Source organism: Ruegeria sp. YTSC106 (assembly GCF_059609765.1).
Genome location: NZ_JBXWMI010000007.1, coordinates 148,414 through 169,867 on the forward strand (window position 1 = coordinate 148,414; position 21,454 = coordinate 169,867).

At 56.4% G+C, this 21,454-nt stretch carries 22 protein-coding genes; 14 read left to right on the plus strand and 8 right to left on the minus strand.

Annotation, left to right across the window (positions count from 1 at the left end; genetic code table 11):
* Window positions 1–139 precede the first annotated feature (139 nt).
* The 8 genes from sdhC (at window position 140) to AC2FEB_RS11815 (ending at window position 6,361) form a co-directional block, all read left to right on the plus strand.
* On the plus strand, window positions 140–526 hold the full coding sequence (gene sdhC / locus AC2FEB_RS11780; protein WP_496672309.1) for a succinate dehydrogenase, cytochrome b556 subunit: 387 nt from the start codon (window positions 140–142) through the stop codon (window positions 524–526).
* Window positions 527–539: 13 nt separating this feature from the next.
* Window positions 540–911 (plus strand): succinate dehydrogenase, hydrophobic membrane anchor protein, encoded by a 372-nt coding sequence (gene sdhD / locus AC2FEB_RS11785; RefSeq protein WP_117870336.1) that lies wholly within the window; start codon window positions 540–542, stop codon window positions 909–911.
* A gap of 18 nt (window positions 912–929) precedes the next feature.
* Window positions 930–2,735, plus strand: coding sequence for a succinate dehydrogenase flavoprotein subunit (sdhA, locus tag AC2FEB_RS11790; RefSeq protein WP_496672306.1), 1,806 nt, complete (start codon window positions 930–932; stop codon window positions 2,733–2,735).
* Between the two features lie 24 nt (window positions 2,736–2,759).
* Window positions 2,760–3,359 carry a class I SAM-dependent methyltransferase gene (locus tag AC2FEB_RS11795; protein ID WP_496672303.1) on the plus strand — a complete coding sequence of 200 codons (600 nt, stop codon included), beginning with the start codon at window positions 2,760–2,762 and terminating at the stop codon, window positions 3,357–3,359.
* A gap of 147 nt (window positions 3,360–3,506) precedes the next feature.
* A complete protein-coding gene (locus tag AC2FEB_RS11800) occupies window positions 3,507–4,133 on the plus strand; it encodes a sulfotransferase (RefSeq protein ID WP_117870328.1) in 627 nt (208 codons plus the stop codon).
* Between the two features lie 31 nt (window positions 4,134–4,164).
* On the plus strand, window positions 4,165–4,944 hold the full coding sequence (locus AC2FEB_RS11805) for a succinate dehydrogenase iron-sulfur subunit (protein WP_117870326.1): 780 nt from the start codon (window positions 4,165–4,167) through the stop codon (window positions 4,942–4,944).
* Between the two features lie 122 nt (window positions 4,945–5,066).
* Window positions 5,067–5,207 carry a hypothetical protein gene (locus tag AC2FEB_RS11810; RefSeq protein WP_162896825.1) on the plus strand — a complete coding sequence of 47 codons (141 nt, stop codon included), beginning with the start codon at window positions 5,067–5,069 and terminating at the stop codon, window positions 5,205–5,207.
* 290 nt (window positions 5,208–5,497) lie between these two features.
* A complete protein-coding gene (locus AC2FEB_RS11815; protein WP_117870322.1) occupies window positions 5,498–6,361 on the plus strand; it encodes an urea carboxylase-associated family protein in 864 nt (287 codons plus the stop codon).
* Between the two features lie 36 nt (window positions 6,362–6,397).
* Here AC2FEB_RS11815 and deoD read toward each other — a convergent pair whose 3' ends face one another.
* The 3 genes from deoD to AC2FEB_RS11830 all read right to left on the minus strand — a co-directional run bounded on the left by deoD (window position 6,398) and on the right by AC2FEB_RS11830 (window position 9,536).
* A complete protein-coding gene (gene deoD, locus AC2FEB_RS11820) occupies window positions 6,398–7,108 on the minus strand; it encodes a purine-nucleoside phosphorylase (protein WP_117870320.1) in 711 nt (236 codons plus the stop codon).
* 18 nt (window positions 7,109–7,126) lie between these two features.
* Window positions 7,127–7,444: an H-NS histone family protein gene (locus AC2FEB_RS11825; protein ID WP_117870318.1), complete on the minus strand. Its 318-nt coding sequence runs from the start codon at window positions 7,442–7,444 to the stop codon at window positions 7,127–7,129.
* 124 nt (window positions 7,445–7,568) lie between these two features.
* Complete coding sequence (locus AC2FEB_RS11830; RefSeq protein ID WP_117870316.1) at window positions 7,569–9,536, minus strand: protein meaA; 1,968 nt, start codon at window positions 9,534–9,536, stop codon at window positions 7,569–7,571.
* A gap of 144 nt (window positions 9,537–9,680) precedes the next feature.
* Here AC2FEB_RS11830 and AC2FEB_RS11835 point away from each other — a divergent pair, with 144 nt between their 5' ends.
* The 6 genes from AC2FEB_RS11835 (at window position 9,681) to AC2FEB_RS11860 (ending at window position 16,593) form a co-directional block, all read left to right on the plus strand.
* Window positions 9,681–11,045: a 1-acyl-sn-glycerol-3-phosphate acyltransferase gene (locus AC2FEB_RS11835; protein ID WP_117870314.1), complete on the plus strand. Its 1,365-nt coding sequence runs from the start codon at window positions 9,681–9,683 to the stop codon at window positions 11,043–11,045.
* Window positions 11,046–11,181: 136 nt separating this feature from the next.
* Window positions 11,182–12,465 (plus strand): crotonyl-CoA carboxylase/reductase, encoded by a 1,284-nt coding sequence (ccrA, locus tag AC2FEB_RS11840; protein ID WP_117870312.1) that lies wholly within the window; start codon window positions 11,182–11,184, stop codon window positions 12,463–12,465.
* A 368-nt stretch (window positions 12,466–12,833) separates the two neighbouring features.
* On the plus strand, window positions 12,834–13,553 hold the full coding sequence (locus tag AC2FEB_RS11845) for a helix-turn-helix transcriptional regulator (protein WP_117870308.1): 720 nt from the start codon (window positions 12,834–12,836) through the stop codon (window positions 13,551–13,553).
* Window positions 13,554–13,636: 83 nt separating this feature from the next.
* Window positions 13,637–14,275, plus strand: coding sequence for an acyl-homoserine-lactone synthase (locus AC2FEB_RS11850; protein WP_496672295.1), 639 nt, complete (start codon window positions 13,637–13,639; stop codon window positions 14,273–14,275).
* A gap of 60 nt (window positions 14,276–14,335) precedes the next feature.
* Window positions 14,336–15,868 (plus strand): ATP-dependent DNA helicase, encoded by a 1,533-nt coding sequence (locus AC2FEB_RS11855; protein ID WP_117870304.1) that lies wholly within the window; start codon window positions 14,336–14,338, stop codon window positions 15,866–15,868.
* Complete coding sequence (locus AC2FEB_RS11860; RefSeq protein WP_117870302.1) at window positions 15,865–16,593, plus strand: SDR family oxidoreductase; 729 nt, start codon at window positions 15,865–15,867, stop codon at window positions 16,591–16,593. The genes AC2FEB_RS11855 and AC2FEB_RS11860 overlap by 4 nt, the downstream gene beginning before the upstream one ends.
* Window positions 16,594–16,596: 3 nt before the next feature.
* Here the strand turns inward: AC2FEB_RS11860 and AC2FEB_RS11865 are convergent, their stop codons facing one another.
* From AC2FEB_RS11865 to AC2FEB_RS11885, 5 genes are all read right to left on the minus strand, one after another.
* Window positions 16,597–17,364: a TIGR02186 family protein gene (locus AC2FEB_RS11865; RefSeq protein ID WP_117870300.1), complete on the minus strand. Its 768-nt coding sequence runs from the start codon at window positions 17,362–17,364 to the stop codon at window positions 16,597–16,599.
* Window positions 17,365–17,366: 2 nt separating this feature from the next.
* A complete protein-coding gene (locus tag AC2FEB_RS11870) occupies window positions 17,367–18,287 on the minus strand; it encodes a sulfite exporter TauE/SafE family protein (protein WP_117870297.1) in 921 nt (306 codons plus the stop codon).
* 90 nt (window positions 18,288–18,377) lie between these two features.
* Window positions 18,378–19,301 carry a sulfite exporter TauE/SafE family protein gene (locus tag AC2FEB_RS11875; RefSeq protein ID WP_117870295.1) on the minus strand — a complete coding sequence of 308 codons (924 nt, stop codon included), beginning with the start codon at window positions 19,299–19,301 and terminating at the stop codon, window positions 18,378–18,380.
* Between the two features lie 90 nt (window positions 19,302–19,391).
* Complete coding sequence (locus AC2FEB_RS11880) at window positions 19,392–20,360, minus strand: ABC transporter permease (RefSeq protein ID WP_496672289.1); 969 nt, start codon at window positions 20,358–20,360, stop codon at window positions 19,392–19,394.
* Window positions 20,360–21,454 (minus strand): ABC transporter permease, encoded by a 1,095-nt coding sequence (locus AC2FEB_RS11885; protein ID WP_496672287.1) that lies wholly within the window; start codon window positions 21,452–21,454, stop codon window positions 20,360–20,362. The genes AC2FEB_RS11880 and AC2FEB_RS11885 overlap by 1 nt, the downstream gene beginning before the upstream one ends.

The following is a 21,454-nucleotide window of genomic DNA, read 5'->3' on the forward strand; positions in this document are numbered from 1 at the left end:
TCACGAGAATATTTTGTGTGATCACATACCTGAATTATCCGTAAATTTGCACTGAATTTAGTGGTTTTTGCACCCGCAGCACGTGACAGTGTCGCAAAAACCAGTAAAACGTTCGGTAGCCAACCGAAAAGGAGCCGCCATGGCCGATGTAAATCGGGGCAACCGCCCACTTTCGCCGCATCTGTCGATCTATCGTCCGCAGCTAACGTCGATCACATCCATCCTGACACGCATCACTGGCAACGCGCTTCTACTGGCCGCGTTGTTGATTGTCTGGTGGTTTCTGGCCGCAGCGACTTCGCCCGAGGCTTTCGCCATGGCAAACGGCGTAATAACCTCGATGCTTGGGGATCTGGTGATGGCACTGTCTGTTTGGGGTCTTTGGTATCACACGCTGGCCGGTGTTCGGCACCTGATCTGGGACAATGCGGTTGGTCTGGACCTTCCCACAGCGACAAAGCTGGGCTGGGCGGTTGTCATCGGATCGGTCGTTCTGACCCTTCTGACCCTTGTCATCGTCGCGTGATTGGAGGCCTGACATGCGTTATCTGACCGACCGTAAGCGCGCCGCTGGCCTTGGCTCGGCGAAATCAGGCACAGCCCATTTCTGGGCGATGAAAGTCAGCTCGGTGGCTCTGCTGATACTTGTGCCATTGTTTGTCTTCACGTTTGGCCCGGTTCTGGGCCAGCCGTTCGATGTGGTACTTGAGTATTACTCGCGGCCTTTCCCAGCCATCGTGGCAGCACTGACGCTGGCGGTTGGCTTCAAACACTTCGCAGACGGTGCGCAGGTGATGCTTGAGGACTATGTTCACGGCACGCTTGAAAAGGTCCTGATCATCTTGGTCACCTGCCTGTCCTATGGTGCGGCTGCGGCCGGCATCTTCGCCATCGCGCGCATTGCCCTTTAATTCCCGGAGCTGAAAGAAATGGCTGCATACGAATACGAAACGCATGAATATGACGTGGTCGTTGTCGGCGCCGGTGGGGCCGGTCTGCGGGCGACATTGGGTATGGCAGAACAAGGTCTGCGCACGGCTTGCGTAACCAAAGTTTTCCCGACCCGTTCCCATACCGTGGCCGCACAGGGTGGCATTGCCGCGTCGCTGTCAAACATGGGCCCCGACCATTGGCAGTGGCACATGTACGACACCGTCAAGGGCTCGGACTGGTTGGGCGATACCGACGCGATGGAGTATCTCGCGCGGGAGGCACCCAAGGCAGTCTACGAGCTGGAGCACTATGGCGTTCCGTTCAGCCGGACGGAAGAGGGCAAGATTTATCAGCGCCCCTTCGGTGGGCACACCACTGAATTCGGAGAGGGTCCTGCGGTACAGCGCACCTGTGCGGCCGCCGACCGGACCGGCCACGCGATTTTGCATACTCTGTACGGGCAGTCGCTCAAGAATAACGCCGAGTTCTATATCGAATATTTCGCCATCGACCTGATCATGTCCGAGGACGGCCAGTGTCAGGGGGTCGTCTGCTGGAAACTGGACGACGGCACCATGCATGTCTTCAACGCCAAGATGGTGGTTCTGGCGACCGGCGGCTATGGCCGTGCCTATTTCAGCGCGACCTCGGCCCACACCTGCACCGGCGATGGTGGTGGCATGGTGGCCCGAGCAGGGCTGGCCTTGCAGGATATGGAGTTCGTTCAGTTCCACCCAACCGGCATCTATGGGTCCGGCTGCCTGATCACCGAAGGTGCGCGCGGCGAAGGCGGTTACCTGACAAACTCGGAAGGTGAACGGTTCATGGAGCGCTATGCGCCCCAGTACAAGGATCTCGCACCGCGCGACTACGTTTCGCGCTCGATGACCTTGGAAATCCGCGAGGGACGGGGCGTAGGGGCCGAAGGGGATCACATTCACCTGAACCTCAGCCACTTGCCTGCCGAGGCTCTGGCGGAACGCCTGCCTGGCATCTCGGAAAGCGCCAAGATTTTTGCGGGTGTGGATGTTACCAAGGAACCGATACCGGTTCTGCCCACCGTGCATTACAACATGGGCGGTATCCCCACGAACTATTGGGGTGAGGTTCTGAACCCGACCACTGATGACCCGACGGCGATTGTTCCTGGATTGATGGCCGTTGGCGAAGCCGGCTGTGCCTCGGTCCACGGGGCGAACCGACTGGGGTCGAACTCGTTGATTGACCTTGTGGTCTTTGGCCGGGCGGCAGCGATCCGGGCTGGCAAGGTTGTCGACGCCGAAGCCGCGAACCCGGTTCTGAACCAGGCGTCGGTAGACAAGGCGTTTGACCGTTTTGATGCTGTGCGTAATGCCAGCGGTTCAATCCCAACCGCTGATCTGCGACTTGAGATGCAAAAGACCATGCAGGCGGACGCGGCCGTGTTCCGAACCGCCAAGACCATGGCCGAAGGCTTCGAGAAGATGACAGCGATTGCCGCAAAGATGGACGACCTGAAAGTCACAGACCGTTCATTGGTCTGGAACAGCGATCTGATGGAAACCCTTGAACTGACCAACCTGATGCCAAACGCGCTTGCCACCATCGTCGGCGCCGAGGCCCGCAAGGAATCCCGAGGGGCCCATGCGCATGAGGACTTCAGCGAGCGTGATGACGAAAACTGGCGCGTTCATACGGTCAGCCGGGTTGAGGGCAACAAGGTTGAGCTCAGCTACCGTCCGGTCATCGTTGATCCACTGACGACCGAAGACCAAGGCGGTATCAGCCTGCAGAAAATCGCGCCGAAGGCGCGGACGTTCTAAGGGCTGGTCAGGAATAGGGGCGAGATGGCTGAGTTTTCTTCGACTGATTATTGGCAACGCCGATATGAGCGCGGCAAGACCTCGGGTGCGGGGTCTTACGGGCGTCTTGCTGTTTACAAAGCGAATTTCATCAACACGATGGTCGAGATGGAAGGCCTGGAATCGGTTGTGGAATTGGGGTCGGGCGACGGAAATCAGGCGCAATTGTTTGATATCCCGAAATATACCGGTTTGGATGTCTCTGACCTTTGCGTTCGGCGCTGCAATGAAGTTTTTCGATCCCGGCCCAATTGGGTGTTCAAAAACGCTGATTCTGAGGTTGAGCCGCATGACGTATCTCTTTCGCTGGATGTAATTTATCATCTGACAGAAGACAGCGTTTTCGAAAACTACATGCGGCGGCTGTTCGGACTGGCAAAGCGTTTTGTCTGTATCTATTCGTCGGATTTTGACCAGAACCCTTCCAATCAACATGTTCGCCATCGCCCGTATTCCGCCTGGATTGAAGACTTCATGCCCGGCTGGCAACTCTATTGTGAAGAAGAAAACCCGTTTGCCGTCAAAGGGCATGCTCATGCCTCAAAGAACAGCTTTGCCGCGTTCAAAGTGTTCGAGCGGAGATGAACGAGTGACTGGCACAAGCACCATATCGACCCGGGAAGCCAAGCCTACCGCTTTTGGTCCTTTCAAATGCCGGAAGGACGTTCAAAAAAGCGCATGTAGTGCTGAGACCCCAGGCGGACGGCGGCGTATGTTTTGCTGGTGCTCTCAATGACAGTCGAGAAGCTCCAATCCGGGCAAAGCGATCCCAAGATAATCCTGATCGGCTTGAACCGATGTGCGACGACCTCGTTTCACAAGCTGTTTCAGAACAGTGGGATCCCTTCGGTGCATTGGGAAGATGATCAGGGAAAAAACCTTGCCCTTCGAATGGTTACAAACATTGCCATGGGCCGCAGGCCACTGGATGGGTTCGGGGCAATCCGGGCCTTCACCGATATCGCCTTTGTCAATTCGCGTTTCATGCTGGACGGCGCCAGGTTCTTTCGAGAGCTGCACGCGGCTTACCCGGACGCCTTTTTCTTGCTGAACACACGCAATCGCGATGACTGGATCGCATCCCGTGCCAATCATTCCGGCGGTAGGTACCTTGAGCGATGCTGCAAGGCCAATGGCCAAACGGCCGATGAGGTGAAACGGGGTTGGGCACATATGTACGATGTGCACCATTCCGAGGTCGAAGCTTTCTTCGACGACAACCCACGCTTTCTGCGTTTTGATATCGATCAGGACGATCCGCAAAACCTTGCGGATTTGCTCTCTCCGGATTTCGACGTGAACATCGCCCATTGGGGGCATTATAACCGAGGGGCGTCTGACCGCGCCCGGACAGGCTGAAAGGCGGCCTTGTGCTGAATGGAGAATTGACATGGTTCAACTGACCCTGCCCAAGAATTCCCGGATTATCACCGGCAAGACCTGGCCAAAGCCGGACGGCGCCACGAACGTGCGCAAGTTCCAGATCTATCGTTGGAACCCCGATGACGGGCAGAACCCGCGTGTCGATACGTATTTCGTTGATATGGATACGTGCGGTCCGATGGTTCTGGACGCGCTGATCAAGATCAAAAACGAGATTGATCCGACCTTGACGTTCCGCCGGTCTTGCCGCGAAGGCATCTGTGGATCCTGCGCGATGAATATCGATGGGATCAACACGCTGGCCTGTATCTATGGCATGGATGAGATCAAGGGCGACGTGAAAATCTACCCGTTGCCGCACATGCCGGTGGTCAAGGACCTGATCCCTGATCTGACCCATTTCTATGCCCAGCATGCGTCCATCATGCCATGGCTGGAAACCAAGACCAATCGCCCTGCGAAGGAATGGAAGCAGTCCATCGAAGACCGCAAGAAGCTGGACGGTCTTTATGAATGTGTGATGTGCGCCAGCTGCTCGACTTCATGCCCCAGCTACTGGTGGAACGGCGATCGCTACCTTGGCCCCGCGGCCTTGCTGCACGCCTATCGCTGGATCATCGACAGCCGGGATGAGGCGACGGGTGAACGTCTGGATGAGCTGGAAGATCCGTTCAAGCTCTACCGCTGTCACACAATCATGAACTGCGCCAAGACCTGTCCGAAAGGTCTGAACCCGGCCAAGGCGATTGCCGAGATTAAGAAGATGATGGTTGAGCGCGCGGTTTAATCACGGGCGCGATTTGCGATTTTCGCATGTCCATCTTGCAAAATTAGGCGATGCAGCCCCGGCTGCATTGCTATATTTTTTTGGGCAGGGAGGAGTGATGAGCTTTAATCAGGATCACTCCAATGAGCAAAGACACATTCAAACAGAAAACCGACGCCCAAGAAGCGCTGGACCTGCTTGAACAGGCATGGGCCTATTACACGCCCGAACCTGCCAAGGCTGACAAGGAACCAGAGCTGTTCGAATACGCAAACGCAGCCTGATACGGGCGGCAAGACTTGAAAACTGACGGTTTATCGGCAAAGCAGAGGGATGCCTGTTCTTCTGCTTCTTCTGGTGGCCGGCGTGTTTGCCTATTTCCTCTGGCGCTCGCGCCATTCCGTGCTGACACGTGAGTGTAGGTGGCGGCAGGACAAGAGACACGGCATCTGGCGGTGCAGCTTCTGCGGTGCCGAAATCACTGCACTGGACCAACCTTTGCGGTGTTTGAGGGCGCGTGATCCCTGAAAGATTGTGCTTTTCGCGGGCTGAATAATGCGCCACTCTGCCCGGCATGACCGTTTCAGAAAACACTATCCATCCTCCCGAAGATGCCGAATCCCGTCGCGCGGTGGCCCCTGTCATCTGTTACCCGAACGAGGCATTGCCGCGACCCGATGTGCGCTGGATGAGGTCCCTTCGCGAACGTGCAAGCAAAACGGGCGAAGTGCTGGTGCCGCCACGTGATGCGCGTTGTTTTGAAGTGCCTGCCGGCCATTTCTTTCGCATCACTTCCGTCGAAGGGCCGCAGGTTGGCGATCTGAACGTCTGGAACCTAAACGACTTGTCGGAACGCTTCTATTCCGGAAAAACCCGAGCGCTGCATGGCACGCATCTGACCACCGGAGAGCGGATGTGGTCCAGTTTCCCTCATCTGCGCCCGATGGCCACGATTATTGCGGATACGCTGGAGTGGTACGGGATCGATACCTATGGGGGGTCGGTTCATGACGTCATCGGCACGCGATGCGATCCGTACACGGGCAACCTTTTGTCCGGCACGCAATACCACCATTGCTGCCACTCCAACCTGACCCGCGCGCTTGCGGATCACTTCAATATTCCGCTGATCGAAGCCGAGCCTGCGGTGCACGACGTTCTGAATGTCTTCATGTGCACTGGTTTCACCCGCGACACTGGTCAGTACTTCATGAAAGCCTCACCCGTACGTCCCGGAGATTTTCTGGAGTTCTTTGCCGAGATTGATCTGCTGGGCAATCTCAGCGCCTGTCCGGGTGGGGATTGTTCATCCGAGCATTCCTCGGACACAGCTGCGTGCTACCCCTTGCTGGTCGAGGTTTTTGCGCCGGCTAGAGGCGATTTGGAGGGGTGGGGAAGCCCCGCGAGCAACGGTTATGATCGCTCGCACGGGCGTTAGGATCGGCAGGCACCAATATTCGGTACCTGCGCTTTGTCAGCTGTTCGGGAATGCGGCCTGAAGTGCGATCTCGACCATATCGCCAAAGCTGCTTTCACGTTCTGAGGATGGCAGAGCCTCTCCGGTCAACAAGTGATCCGAAATCGTAAGTACAGCCAACGCCCTGCACTTATGACGCGCGGCCAGAATATACAGTTCGGCTGCTTCCATCTCGACCCCCAGAATGCCGTGACGCACCATTTGTTCGTTGAGATCCGGACGCTCGTCATAAAAGACATCTGACGAGTAAATTCCACCAACATGGGTTGGCGTTCCTTTGGCGGCAGCCGCTGTGGCGGCAGCTTGCAGCAGCTCCCAATCGGCGCAGGGCGCAAAGTTGAGCTCTTTCATGATGCCGCGCGACGGTGTGCTCAGCGTGGTTGATGTCATGGCCAGAATAACGTCACGAATTTTGACGCTGTCCTGCATCCCCCCGCACGAGCCAATGCGGATCAGGGTTTTTGCATCGTAATCGCGGATCAACTCGTTCACGTAAATTGAAAGAGACGGCATTCCCATGCCACTTCCCTGTATTGTTACGGGATTTCCCTTCCAGTTTCCTGTAAAGCCAAGCATTCCTCGAACGTTATTGACCTGTTTAACATCGACCAAAAACGTCTCGGCTGCCCATTTTGCCCGGTACGGATCACCAGGCAAAAGAACGGTTTCAGCTATTTCGCCTTTTTCGGCGCCAATGTGAATTGTCATTTTTCCAAAACACTCAGATTAAATTTCCAATTCCGAAATATCTGCTCCTGCCGTCAGCGCGTCATGCACCCATTGAGGTTTGCGGCCGCGGCCGGTCCAGGTTTGATCGGGGTTTTCCGGATTGCGGTATTTTGCCTTTGTTTTTGTTGGCTTTAAACTGCGCGGTGCTTCTCCGGACAGTTCAGACAAAGAGAAGCCAAATTCTGCCGCGGCCTTTTCTGCGGCTTTCAATGCTTCCTGACGTTCGCGCTTTTCTGCCTTTATCAAAGCTTTTTCAACGTCATCACGCAGAGCCAAAAGGTCTTTACGTGACATTTGCTCAAGATTGATCCCCATCAGTCTTCTCCATTAGATAATAATTACGGTGCACATGAGCGCGCACCGTAATTCCAAAAATCAGCTTATTCCATCCCGAATATTTCAGGGACTGAAACAGGAGAAAAAGTGCCTTTAACCTTAATTACTCTGCTGCGAGGTTCTTAGGATCTACCAGAGTAACAATATCGCCCATTATCGAATTGAGTTCGAAGTTTTTCGGGGTGTAGACCTTGGCAACACCCATGGTTTTCAGTTTTTCGGCATCTTCGTCCGGAATAATGCCACCAACTACGACTGGGATATGAGACAACTCCGCCTGTCGTAGACGTTCCATGACGTCTTTGACCAGCGGCAGGTGGCTACCGGACAGGATCGACAATCCAATGACATGCGCGTCATCTTCGCGGGCGGCCGCAACGATTTCTTCGGGTGTCAGGCGAATGCCTTCATAGCTGATGTCCATACCGCAATCGCGGGCACGGAAGGCGATCTGTTCGGCACCGTTGGAATGGCCGTCCAGTCCGGGTTTGCCTACCAGAAACTTCAGGCGGCGGCCCAGCTTGTCGCTGACGGCATCAACGGCGGCACGCAGGTCGTCCAGCCCTTCGGTCTTGTTCGAAACGGACCCCGAAACGCCGGTTGGGCCGCGATAGGTTCCGTATACCTTTCGCATCTCTTCGGCCCATTCGCCCGTTGTCACGCCTGCCTTTGCGGCGGCGATGGAGGGTTCCATGATGTTTGCCCCGGTCCGTGCTGCTTCGCGCAGCGCAGCCAGGGTGGCCGCTACGGCCGCTTCGTCCCGCTCTGTGCGCCACGTATTCAGGCGGTCGATCTGTTCTTGTTCCACAGCAGGATCAACAACCATGATGCCACCGTCTTCGGTTTGCAGGGGCGATGCCTCGCCTTCGATCCATTTGTTCACACCGACAACAACGGTTTCGTTGCGCTCGATCCGGTTCAGGCGTTCAGCGTTGGAATCCACCAGTCGGGACTTCATGTATTCGATCGAAGCGACCGCACCGCCCATCGAATCCAGGTTGGCCAATTCGGCCCGCGCGCCTTCTTTCAGCTCTTGCACCTTGGCATCGACAGCGGGGTTGCCATCGAACAGGTCATCGTATTCCAGTAGGTCGGTCTCATAGGCCAGAATCTGCTGCATCCGCATCGACCACTGCTGGTCCCATGGGCGCGGCAGGCCAAGCGCCTCGTTCCAGGCGGGCAACTGCACCGCACGGGCGCGTGCATTCTTCGAAAGGGTTACGGCCAACATCTCGATCAGGATGCGGTAGACGTTGTTTTCAGGCTGTTGCTCGGTCAGCCCCAGAGAGTTCACCTGCACGCCATAGCGGAATCGACGGAATTTCGGATTCTCTACGCCATAACGCTGTTGCAGTATTTCATCCCAAAGATCAACGAACGCGCGCATTTTGCACATTTCGGTGACAAAGCGGATACCAGCATTCACAAAAAAGGAAATGCGGCCGCAGAGTGCGGGGAAATCCTCGGCAGGTACTCGTGGGCGCAATTCGTCCAGAACGGCGATGGCCGTGGCCAGCGCATAGGCCAGTTCCTGCTCTGGCGTCGCACCCGCCTCTTGCAGGTGATACGAGCACACGTTCATCGGGTTCCATTTCGGAGCATTGGTGTAGCAATACTCGGCCACGTCCGCGATCATCTTAAGTGACGGCTTTGGCGGGCAAACATAAGTGCCGCGGCTCAGGTATTCCTTTATGAGGTCGTTTTGAACTGTGCCCTGCAGTTTCGACACATCCGCGCCTTGCTCTTCCGCGACGGCGATATACAGCGCCAAAAGCCATGGGGCAGTGGCATTGATGGTCATTGAGGTGTTCATCTGTTCCAAGGGTATCTGGTCGAACAGAACTCGCATGTCACCCAGATGGCAGACTGGTACACCCACCTTGCCGACTTCACCGCGCGCCAAAGTGTGGTCGCTGTCATAGCCTGTTTGTGTCGGCAGATCGAAGGCAACGGAGAGACCGGTTTGGCCTTTCGCAAGGTTTCCCCGATAGAGCGCGTTCGAGGCTTTGGCCGTGGAATGACCAGCATAGGTTCGGATGAGCCAGGGGCGATCTTTCTGCGTCTGCGTCATTGCGGGGCCTCGCGTTTCAGTGGGCAATAAAATTACGTCTTGAGGTTCTAAAGCGCAATTTTCGGGATATGTCAATTCGCTGCGTTGCGGCATGTCGCAATTGTTCAGATTGTGGGTCAGTGTGATTGGTGGCAATGTGCAGCCATGACGCAAACCGTGGAACTTCCGCTTTGGCTTTTCGTGCTGATCGTGGTCTTTGCCATGGTCACTTTCGCATCGCATTTCCTGTTCCCGTCTGTCCGCTGGTTTTTCCGCCGGAGGCTGGAGCGCGCGGTGGCACGTCTGAACCAGCGCCTTCAACGCCCGATCCAGCCCTTCAAGCTGGCGCGTCGACATGACATGATTCAGCGATTGATTTATGATCCGCAGGTCGGTCAGGCGGTTCAGCAACATGCCCGCGAAACTGGTATGCCCGAGGCTGTCGCCTCGGAGCAGGCGCGCCGCTATGCCCGTGAGATCGTGCCATCCTTTTCGGCCTTCGCCTATTTCAGCTTTGCGATTCGACTGGCCCGGCTGCTGAGCAACACATTCTACGAGGTGCGGCTTAGCAATCAAGACGAAGAAAACGTCAAGACCATCGACCCTGAAGCAACCATTGTCTTTGTCATGAACCACCGGAGCAACATGGATTACGTATTGGTCACGTATCTTGCCGCCCATCACTCTGCTTTGTCCTATGCAGTAGGAGAGTGGGCGCGGGTCTGGCCGCTGAGCCGATTGATTCGGGCGATGGGGGCTTACTTCATCCGGCGCAAGTCCGGCAACGAGCTCTATCGTCAGGTTCTGTCCACTTATGTGCGCCACGCAACCGAGGCCGGCGTGACCCAAGCCATGTTTCCAGAAGGCGGTCTGAGCCTGACCGGGGCCATTGCCCGCCCAAAGCTTGGGCTGCTCAAATATATTATGGATGGAGCAGCGCCACAGGGACGTGATGTAGTGTTTGTTCCGGTGGCACTGAATTACGACCGTGTGTTGGAAGACACTATCCTGACCCGGGCGGCGCTTGGCACAGAGCGGCGATTTCGCGCGCGGATCGGCGTCATCACGCGCTGGATATTGAAACAGTTTTGGCGTCGGTTGATCGGCCGATACAAGCGGTTCGGTCTGGCGTCCGTCCGGTACGGGAGGCCGATCTCTCTGAAGGACTTCCGGGCTGAGGGCAGCGACGACATGATGACTGATTTGGCTCGGGCGCTGATGCAGCGTATCCAGCATGCTATTCCGCTGGTGCCGGCACCAGCGGCCTGTTTGCTGGTGCGCGATAACGGGCCAATGCCCGAAGAAGACGTGCTGTCACGTATCCAACAGATGATGGAACGCGATGACCCGCAGACAGTGGACAATTCGCAGGCCATATCAAGTGCTTTGGATCAATTGGTTGAACGCCGGATTCTGAGCCGACAGGGGAACATGCTGACGGTATCAGGTCAGCGAAGCGATCTTCTGGACTATTATGCAGCATCCGTTCCAGCTGGTTCGGGGAGCGATATTTCTGCATCCGCGAAATAATTTTCTGCAACCGCTGGGTCATAAAATTTCAAAGTGGAACCAAAAACAGTTGCAATATTTCGCAACGGCCAATATTTCATTCTGTGAAGCGCGCGATTCTGCGTCGCGGCAAAGGTACTGAAAAGAGGAGGCCAGCATGGCTTTGGACACCGAAAGTGGTATCGCGTCGTACGAGGCACCCGAAAAAGATTTGTATGAAATGGGTGAAATCCCACCCATGGGATATGTCCCAAAGCAAATGTATGCTTGGGCCATCCGTAAGGAACGTCATGGCGAGCCGAACACGGCCATGCAGCAGGAAGTTGTCGATGTTCCGGCCTTGGACAGCACCGAAGTTCTGGTTCTGGTTATGGCCGCTGGGGTCAACTATAACGGCGTCTGGGCTGCTCTGGGGCAGCCGATCAGCCCGTTTGATGGTCACAAGGCACCTTACCACATTGCCGGTTCGGATGCGTCGGGCATCGTTTGGGCCGTTGGTGACAAGGTAAAGCGCTGGAAAGTCGGCGATGAGGTCGTGATCCACTGCAACCAGGACGATGGCGACGATGAGGAATGCAACGGCGGCGATCCGATGTATTCGCCCAGCCAGCGGATTTGGGGTTATGAAACACCTGATGGCTCTTTCAGCCAGTTCACCCGCGTGCAGGCACAGCAGCTTATGCCGCGCCCCAAGCATCTGACATGGGAAGAAGCGGCGTGCTACACCCTGACGCTGGCAACCGCGTACCGGATGCTGTTTGGCCACGAGCCGCACGATCTGAAACCGGGTCAGAACGTCCTGGTCTGGGGCGCGTCGGGTGGCTTGGGCTCTTATGCGATTCAGTTGATCAATACCGCAGGCGCGAATGCGATCGGAGTGATCTCGGACGAAAGCAAACGTGATTTTGTTATGGGTCTGGGGGCCAAGGGTGTTCTGAACCGACGGGACTTCAACTGCTGGGGTCAGCTGCCCACAGTCAATACGCCGGAATACGCCGAGTGGTTCAAAGAGGCCCGCAAGTTCGGCAAGGCGATCTGGGACATAACCGGCAAGGGCAACAATGTTGATATGGTGTTCGAGCACCCAGGCGAAAGCACTTTCCCTGTGTCGACCTTCGTGGTCAAAAAAGGCGGTATGGTCGTGATTTGCGCCGGCACCTCAGGTTTCAACTGCACGTTTGACGTACGCTACATGTGGATGCACCAGAAGCGTTTGCAGGGCTCACACTTTGCCCACCTGAAACAGGCGGCAGCTGCGAACAAGCTGATGGTAGAACGTCGTCTGGACCCCTGCATGTCCGAGGTGTTCGCATGGAACGACCTGCCGGAGGCGCACATGAAAATGCTTCGGAACGAGCACAAGCCGGGCAACATGTCCGTTCTCGTGCAGGCGCCCCGCACCGGTCTGCGCACTCTCGAGGAAGTCCTGGACGCAGGGTGATCGCCCGTAAGGGTTGTAGACAAAAAACACCCGCGAATCGCCTTTTCGGTTCGCGGGTGTTTTGCGTTGTTGAGCCCTTTGATGAACTTTCAAATGCTTGTGTTTTTTTCCATCGCTATTTTTGGGGAGTAGAAACCGGTGAATAGGCCAAAAAAGATCATACATGTTATGGTTGTGTTAACCCTTCGTTAACTGTTTCAGAGAGACCCTGATGGCGCAAAATGAGTGGATATTGGACGTATTGTCGGACCTCAATGCTTTCGCCGTTGCGAATGGGTTGAGCGCGCTTGCAGAGCAGCTTGATGACACAAGACTGATCGCGGCGGCCGAGATTGCGTCCTTGAAGAACGAGGCACGGGCGCCCGCGGATGGCAACAAAGGTCGATTTGAGTCAGATCCTGCAGGATTTGGAAAACACCAACACGCTTGAAGAACTCAGCGCAGTAGCTGAGCGTCTGCGGGACGCATTGAAGGTCGAGCACCTGACGTATCACTGGGTTGACGGTGCCGGAGATCAATACGGCTACACCACCTATTCAGACGCCTGGGATGAGCGCTACAGAGAAAAAAACTATCACCGCATCGACCCCGTCATCTTGGGGTGTTTCCAGCGATTTCACCCGGTTGACTGGAAGTCGCTGGATTGGTCCAGCAAAGTGGCAAAATCCTTCCTTCTGGATGCGCAAAACCATGGCGTTGGGAATCAGGGGTATTCCATCCCAATTCGGGGCCCAAATGGTCAGTTCGCCCTGTTTACGGTCAACCACAGTTGTGATGATCCAACCTGGAAAAGCTTTATCTCGACTTACGGGCGTGATTTGATTCTTGTTGCGCATTACATAAATCGCAAGGCGCTGGAGTTTGAAAAAGACAGGCAACCGGACTGCCCACGCAGCTTGTCACCAAGGGAAATAGACGCGATCACACTTTTGGCGTTGGGGTACAGCCGGGCCCAAGTGGCCCATTCCCTGACGATTTCCGAACACACGTTACGCGTTTACATTGAAAGTGCGCGGTCGAAACTAGGCGCTCATAACACAACCCACGCAATCGCCACGGCACTAAGCCGAGGATTAATAGTGGTTTAAGGGCTGAACGGCCTCCAAACGCAAAATTAACCACGACTCTGTACTCCCTTCGTTCCTGCACAGGACGACAAGGGGAACAAGTCATGTTGCGTTATCTATACGCCGATGAGTTACACAGATTTCCGATTCTGGCAGAGGGGATGTTCAAAGATCGCGCGGATCAGTTCAAGACCCGGTTGGGGTGGGATGTCCACGTCAACGAGAAAGGGGAAGAGCGGGACGAATACGATGATCTCAATCCGCTTTATGTCATCTGGGAAGAGCCGGATGGCAGCCACGGAGGGTCGATGCGGGTATTGCCCACAACAGGTCGGGTCATGATCAATGAGGTTTTTGGCCATCTGAATGGCGGCAAGCCGTTTTGCAACCCTCTGATCTGGGAGGTGACCCGGTTCTGCCTGTCGCGAACAGCCAGCCCGCATACTGCCGGCGCCATCATGCTGAGCGGAGGCGAAATGATGGAAGGCTTCGGCCTGACTCATATTGCTGGCGTATTCGATGCCCGCATGATCAGAATCTATCGCCTGATCGGGTCGTCGCCAGAGCTTCTGGGAACCCAGGGCAGCGGGCGCGATCAGATTTCAGTCGGCTTGTGGCCCTATTCAGCGGGCGACTGCAACCGAGTGGCCGAGCGTGCGGGCATCCCGCGCGACCTGTCGCGGATGTGGTTCAGGACCGCATTTGGCCCCAGGAAACAGCACCGGTTCGCCCTGTCCGCTTAAGTGCCGGAAAACGCCAATCCACATCTGGTGATGGCTGGCGCGGCCCTGTAGGGTCGCGCCATGTCTTTGCCGAATGTGACTTTCTCCGAAGATCAGGCCGCCGCGTTTGACAGCATCGCCGAGATGCTGCGATCGGCAGGTGTTGATCTGGAAGATGATGCCCTTCTGAAACTGCCGGGCACAGGAAAATCCGGTGTGATGGCCGTAATCGGCAAAGCAGGTTCGGGCAAAACGCTGCTGTTGGCCGAGCTGTACAAGGCACTGGCAGAGACGGGTGTTCAGATCGTGTCCGGCGATTATGAAAGCCGCAAATCGAAAGACAAGCGCAGCCTTGCCATCCTGGCGCCGACGAACAAGGCTGCAAGCGTTCTGCGATTGCGCGGCGTGCCTGCGACCACGATTCACCGCATATTGTACACGCCGGTCTATGATCCGGAATACGAGCGTATTGCCGAATGGTTGGCCGGCAATGACGAACGCCCCAATATCGAAGGTTTGACAGATGAAGCCTTGGATCGTGCGGCTGCTTTTTATCAAAACAACAAATCGATCCCCGGGGCGTTGGCCGCCGCTGGATTGCGGGGATCGGATTTCATCACAGGGTGGAAGCGCCGTGATGAGCCGCTGGATATCGGGTTGGTCGATGAGGCGTCGATGCTGGATGACCGTCAGTTCGACGATCTCAAGGAGATTTTCCCGACCCTTCTGTTGTTTGGGGATCCGGCTCAGCTGGCTCCGGTTAATCAGTCCGGTAGCATGGTGTTCGAGGCTTTGCCCGAGCCCAGGAAGCTGACACTCCAGCGGGTGCACCGCCAGGATGCGGACAATCCAATTCTGGATCTTGCGCATGCGCTGGCCGATCCGGCAATGGGCTTCGAGGGTTTCGAACGACTGGTAGAAGAATCCGCTCGTCGGGATGACCGGGTTGTCTGGGGCCAGCGGGTTGAAGTGGATTTGATGGCTCGAAGCCCGGTTCTTGTCTGGCGCAACGCCACTCGCATTCGGTTGATACAGGCTTTCAGGCAAGTTTACGGTGCGCCGGATACGGAACTGCTGGCCGGTGAACCGCTCATTTGTGATGGGATTGAGTTGCCCATGAAACATCGCAAGAAACGGCTGGATCTTGAGGCGCGCGGGCTGATCAAAGGGGCCCAGGTCGTATATCTCGGGCCCGGTCGGAAACCGGGTTTTTCACGCCTGCATGTGATTGGGGCCGAAGACCCTCAGGTCAGTGCCGCCTCGATCGTTCAGATCGAAAAACCCGACGAGGAAGAGCCTTTTATTCCCTACGCTGCCCGCATGGGGGCGACTTTTTTGCACGGGGCGGCCGTTACGATCCACAAGGCGCAAGGGTCCCAATGGGATACGGTTCAGGTGTTCGCTCCGGATCTCTATGCCGCCGCTCGCATGGGCCGGACCGAGGCCGGTCAGCCATTGTGGAAACGTTTGGCATATGTCGCGATCACGCGCGCGCAGGAACGTTTGATCTGGGTGGTGCGCAATCGCCTGTCAAAACCTACGCACCCCCTGCGTGTGGACGATTTGCGGGCGATCCCGGCCGCTTCGCTGACATTGGAAGTGGAAGAGACATGAAATCCATCATCGTAACGGGTGCCAGTTCAGGTATTGGCCGTGCAACAGCCCAGCTGTTCTTGTCCGAAGGGTGGACGGTTGGGCTTTTGGCCCGCGGCAAGGAAAAGCTGGAAACTCTGGCAAAGGAGCATCAGGCGGTTGTTGTTCTGCCTGCGGATGTGACCGACCCGGATGCGGTCGAACGGGCTTTCCGGTCCTTCGTGGACCGCACGGGGCGGCTGGATGTTCTGTTCAACAACGCCGGGATATTTGCACCGGGCGGCACGATTGACGAGATCGCTTTGGACGATTGGTACCAAAGCGTCAACGTGAACCTGAACGGCATGTTCTTGTGCGCTCGCGAAGCCTTCAGATTCATGCGCTACCAAAACCCGCAAGGCGGGCGGATCATAAACAACGGCTCTATAGCCGCGCATGTTCCACGCCCGAATTCGGTGCACTATTCGGCCACAAAGAACGCCATTACAGGGCTGACGCGCAGCCTTTCGCTGGATGGGCGACCCTTTGGAATTGCCTGCGGGCAGATCGACATCGGAAACGCGCGCACGCAGATGGTGCAAGGCCTTGTGGATGCGGCGCAAGCCGCTGGCGAGACACCAGACCCGACGATGGCTGTGGAAGACGCCGCGCGCTCGGTCCTGCATATGGCAAGCCTGCCGCCCGAGGCCAACGTGCAATTCATGACCGTCATGGCCACGACCATGCCCTATATCGGCCGAGGTTGACCGTTATTTTTCACGCAACAGCCGGAAGGCTGTTGAGGCTCCCCAGCCTGCCGCAATCGCTATGACCAGCGACATCAGGCCGTACCAGACGGGCTGTTGGCGGGACATATTGTACAAAAAACGCTCCAGGCCAACTTTCCGGACATCAATGATCGCTTCATATTGCGAGACGACCTCTCCGCCCCGGGTCAGGAATATCCGGGCGGCATAGTCGCCTTCCGTCAGGTCTGCAGGCATGTCGATTGAAGTACGGAACAAGGTCTGTTCATCCACTGCCACGGTCTCTTCGCGGATGGAATAAAGGTGTTCGTTCTCACGAATCCTAATCACGGCATCTGCAAAGTCCTGTGCGCCCCGGATGTGCATCGCGGCACCGACTGAGCGGATCGCGCGTTCGATGGAAATCCGGTAGCGCAGGTCCTCGGTGTCGGACAGGATTTCGTCGAAGGGCCCGCTGGTCGCAACAGCATAAAAGCTGGGTGCAAGGTCGACCAGAACGCTGTCGGTGTTCACCCAAATCCCAAGTTTGCGTTCCTTGCGTCGCACGGTGACAGGTTCGGACGGACCCGCAACTGCGACGATGACTTCAACTGGTGGGCCGGAAGGGATTGGGGTTTCCCGTTTGATGGCCCCAAAAATCAGAAGTTCCGATCCGTCGAATGTAGCGGTGATGGCAACCCGGTCCTGGCTGAGACCAAGGACAACCTGCTCTTCCGCTGCCAAAGCGGGCGTGCAGAACAAGCATAGGGCGGCAGTTAATGAACGCAGCATCCTCAGTGCCCTCCGCCATTGCCAAGCGAGTAGAGCTCGGCGGGTTCAAGAAGCAGATCAAGTGCCAGCTTGCCGCATACGACCAGAACCAGCGCAGCCAGCAACACGCGCAATTGTTCCGCCGGCATCCGCGCTCCGATCACGGTTCCGATCTGGGCGCCAATGACGCCGCCTACCAGCAACAAGACCGCCAGAACAACATCAACCGTATAGTTGGTGGTGGCGTGCAACATTGTGGTGAAGGCTGTCACAAAGATGATCTGAAACAGCGACGTGCCGACAACAACCTTGGTCGGCATACCGAGTAAATAGATCATGGCAGGGACCATGATGAAGCCACCGCCGACACCCATGATCGCGGACAAAACCCCAACGCACAGACCAACCAAAGCCGGTGGAATGACCGAGATATACAGGCCTGAAGTGCGGAAACGCATTTTGAAGGGCATGGCGTGAACCCAGCCACGCTGTCGGCGTTTGGCTGGGGCCGTGCCGCCCTTCTTGGCTTTGCGCAGCGCCCTGAGGCTTTCGATGAACATCAGGCTGCCAATGACGCCGAGAAAAACAACGTAACAAAGCGTCACCAGCAGATCGACCTGACCCAGGCTTTTGAGGTAGTTGAAAACAACCACACCCAAAGCGGCCCCGATCAAACCGCCGGTCAGCAGCACCGTTCCCATTTTGAAGTCCACGGTTTTTCGTCGAAAATGCGCCAGAACACCGGAAAAGGACGATGCGACAATCTGATTGGCCTCAGTTGCAACAGCCACTGCCGGGGGAATGCCGATGAAGAAAAGCAGCGGGGTCATCAAAAAGCCGCCACCGACACCGAACATTCCGGATAGGATGCCGACCATGCCGCCCAGACCAAGGAGTAGAAATGCGTTCACCGAGACTTCGGCTATGGGCAGGTAAATATACATGATACCGTCACTTTGCGTATGCGCGTGGCTTGCCTGTTAATGGTTGCGAATTCAAGTGTGGTTATTGTCGTGTGCTGCGGGTCAAACACATCATACCCCCCCGGGTTCTGCCAGAGAAAAGATCTCTCCCGGCGGTAACAGAAGGTCAAACCCGATCTTTCCCGCAACGCCCATAACAAGAAGCGCTAAAAGAATACGCAACTGTTCGGCTTTCAGACGTGCGCCGATCTGAGTCCCGAATTGCGCACCCAGAACACCGCCGAGCAACAGGAACAGGGCGAGGACCACGTCGACACTGTAGTTGGTCGACGCATGTATCATCGTTGTGAACCCGGCGACGAAAATAATCTGGAACAGGGATGTCCCAATTACCACTTTTGTCGGGATACCAAGGACATAGATCATTGCGGGCACCATGATGAACCCACCGCCGACTCCCATGATCGCCGACAGAACGCCAACGCCAAATCCGACCAGCGCCGGGGGTATGACCGAGATGTAAAGGCCCGATGCAGGGAACCGCGTCTTGAACGGGAGGGCATGAATCCAGGTTCGCTGGCGTCGCTTGGGGGCAGGTTCATTGCCTGACTGGCTGACCTTTCGGATCGCCGCCAGGCTTTCGATGAACATCAGGGTCCCGATGGCCCCCAAAAACACGACATAGCAAAGCTGTACCGCCAGATCGACCTGTCCGAGATGCTTGAGGAAATTGAAAACAACCATCCCAAGAGCCGCACCAAACAACCCTCCGGCCAGCAGAACGCTTCCCATTTTAAGGTCCACTGTCTTGCGTCTGAGATGCGCCAACAAACCCGAAATAGACGAGGCAACAACCTGATTGGCTGATGTTGCCACAGCAACCGCAGGGGGTATGCCGATAATGAACAGCAACGGAGTGATCAAAAATCCACCTCCGACCCCGAACATGCCGGACAGAATGCCGACAGCCCCGCCGATCCCCAAAAGCAGGAATGGGCTGACAGAAACTTCTGCTATGGGAAGGTATACGTGCATACCCTCTTAGAACGGTTGCGGCATGCAAAATCAACTCTGCATGCCGCTCTGCAGCGAACAGGACTGAAACTCAGTTCACAACTGGCCTTATCAGCGTTCTTTGACGTAGGGTTCTCCACCAGCCCGAGGTGGAATGGCTTTGCCGACAAAACCGGCCAGAATCACCACCGTCAGGATGTAGGGCAGGGCGTCCATCACCTGCACGGGAATCACAATACCACCCAGGTCGATGTTCTGGAACCGCAGCGCGACCGCTTGCAACAGACCAAACAGCAAGCAGGCCCACATGGCATGCCACGGGCGCCACTTGGCAAAGATCAGGGCAGCCAATGCGATAAAGCCACGACCGGCGGTCATTTCTTTGACAAACCCGGCCTGCAAGGCTGTGGCCAGATAGGCACCTGCAATACCGCACAGCACGCCACAGATGGCGACAGCAGCGAACCGCAGGCCGACCACTGAGACACCAGCAGTGTCCACCGCCGCAGGGTTTTCACCTACGGCCCGCAGGCGTAGACCGAACCGGGTGCGATACAGAATCCACCAAGTGCCTGGAACCATCAGGAACGCGACATAAACCAGGATCGAGTGGCCCGAGAGCAATTCGGAATAGATGGGGCCGACAATCGGCACACCGCTGAGGGACGCGGCGAAGGGGAAGTTGATCGGTTCGAACCGCCCACCGCCAAACAGCGATGGTGTCCGCCCACCCTGCTGAAACCAGCTTTGGGCGACCAGAACAGTCAAACCCGAGGCAAGAAAGTTAATGGCCACACCCGATATCAGTTGGTTGCCCCGGAAGGTGATCGATGCCAGCCCATGCAGACCCGACAGCAACAACGAGGACGCGATACCAGCCAGCAGGCCCAGCCAAACCGACCCTGTGACAGCAGCGATGGCAGCAGAAAAGAACGCTGCCATCAACATCTTGCCTTCGAGGCCGATGTCGAAGATACCGGCTCGCTCCGAAAAAAGACCGGCCAGACAGGCAAGCAGCAGCGGCGTAGACAGGCGAATGGTCGAATCCAGAACCTGAATGAGGGTAACGAAGATTTCCATCACTCAGCCCTCTTCCGCATACCAAGAAACAGTTTTTCAAGCGGTATTCGCACCATGTTATCCAATGCACCGGTGAACAGGATGACCAGTGCCTGAATAACCACGATCAGTTCCCGCGGGATCGAAGCCCACAGCGCCAGCTCGGCGCCACCCTGATACAGAAACCCGAACAAGAGCGCGGCCAGAAACACACCGAACGGATGTGACCGCCCCATCAGTGCCACGGCGATGCCAATGAAACCCGCGCCCTCGGTCGAGTTCATTACCAGTCGCTCAGCTTCGCCCATGACATTGTTGATGGCCATCAGCCCCGCTAGCCCGCCGGAAATCAGCATCGCAACAATCGTGATACGCACAGGTGAAATACCGGCATAAACAGCGCCGGTCTCGGAATGGCCGTAAGCCCGGATTTCATAACCCAGACGCGTGCGCCAGATCAGTGCCCAGACAACGACGCAGGCAAGCAACGCGATGAAGAAGGTTATATTCGCCGGTGCACCTCGGAAAACAACGTTCTCTGCGGTTGAGAACATCTCCTGGAAAGACGGCAGATGCACGCTTTCAGAGAACCGCGCGGTGGCCGGATCCTGCGACCCTTGGGGGCGCATGACATTGACCAGCATGTAATTCAGGAAAGCAGCGGCGATGAAGTTGAACATGATCGTGGTGATCACGATGTGGCTGCCACGCTTTGCCTGAAGATAGGCCGGAATTGCCGCCCATAGCGCGCCGAACAGCATCGACGCTGCGCAGGCTGCAAGCAAGGCAATGCTCCAATGCGGCCAATCGACATACAGACAGACCATGGCCACGCCCAGCCCGCCCAGCATTGCCTGACCTTCGCCCCCGATGTTGAACATACGGGCGTGGAAGGCGACGGCCACTGCCAGACCGGTAAACATGAAGTTCGTTGCATAATAGAGCGTATAGCCCCAGCCATAGGTCGATCCCAGCGCACCAGTGACCATCAGTTTGACTGCTTCGACAGGGTTTTCGCCGATGGCGAGAATGACCAGCGCCGAAAGGATTGCGGCCAGTATCAAACTGATCAGCGGGATCAGAATGACATCCGCCCATTTAGGCATTTTTTCCAT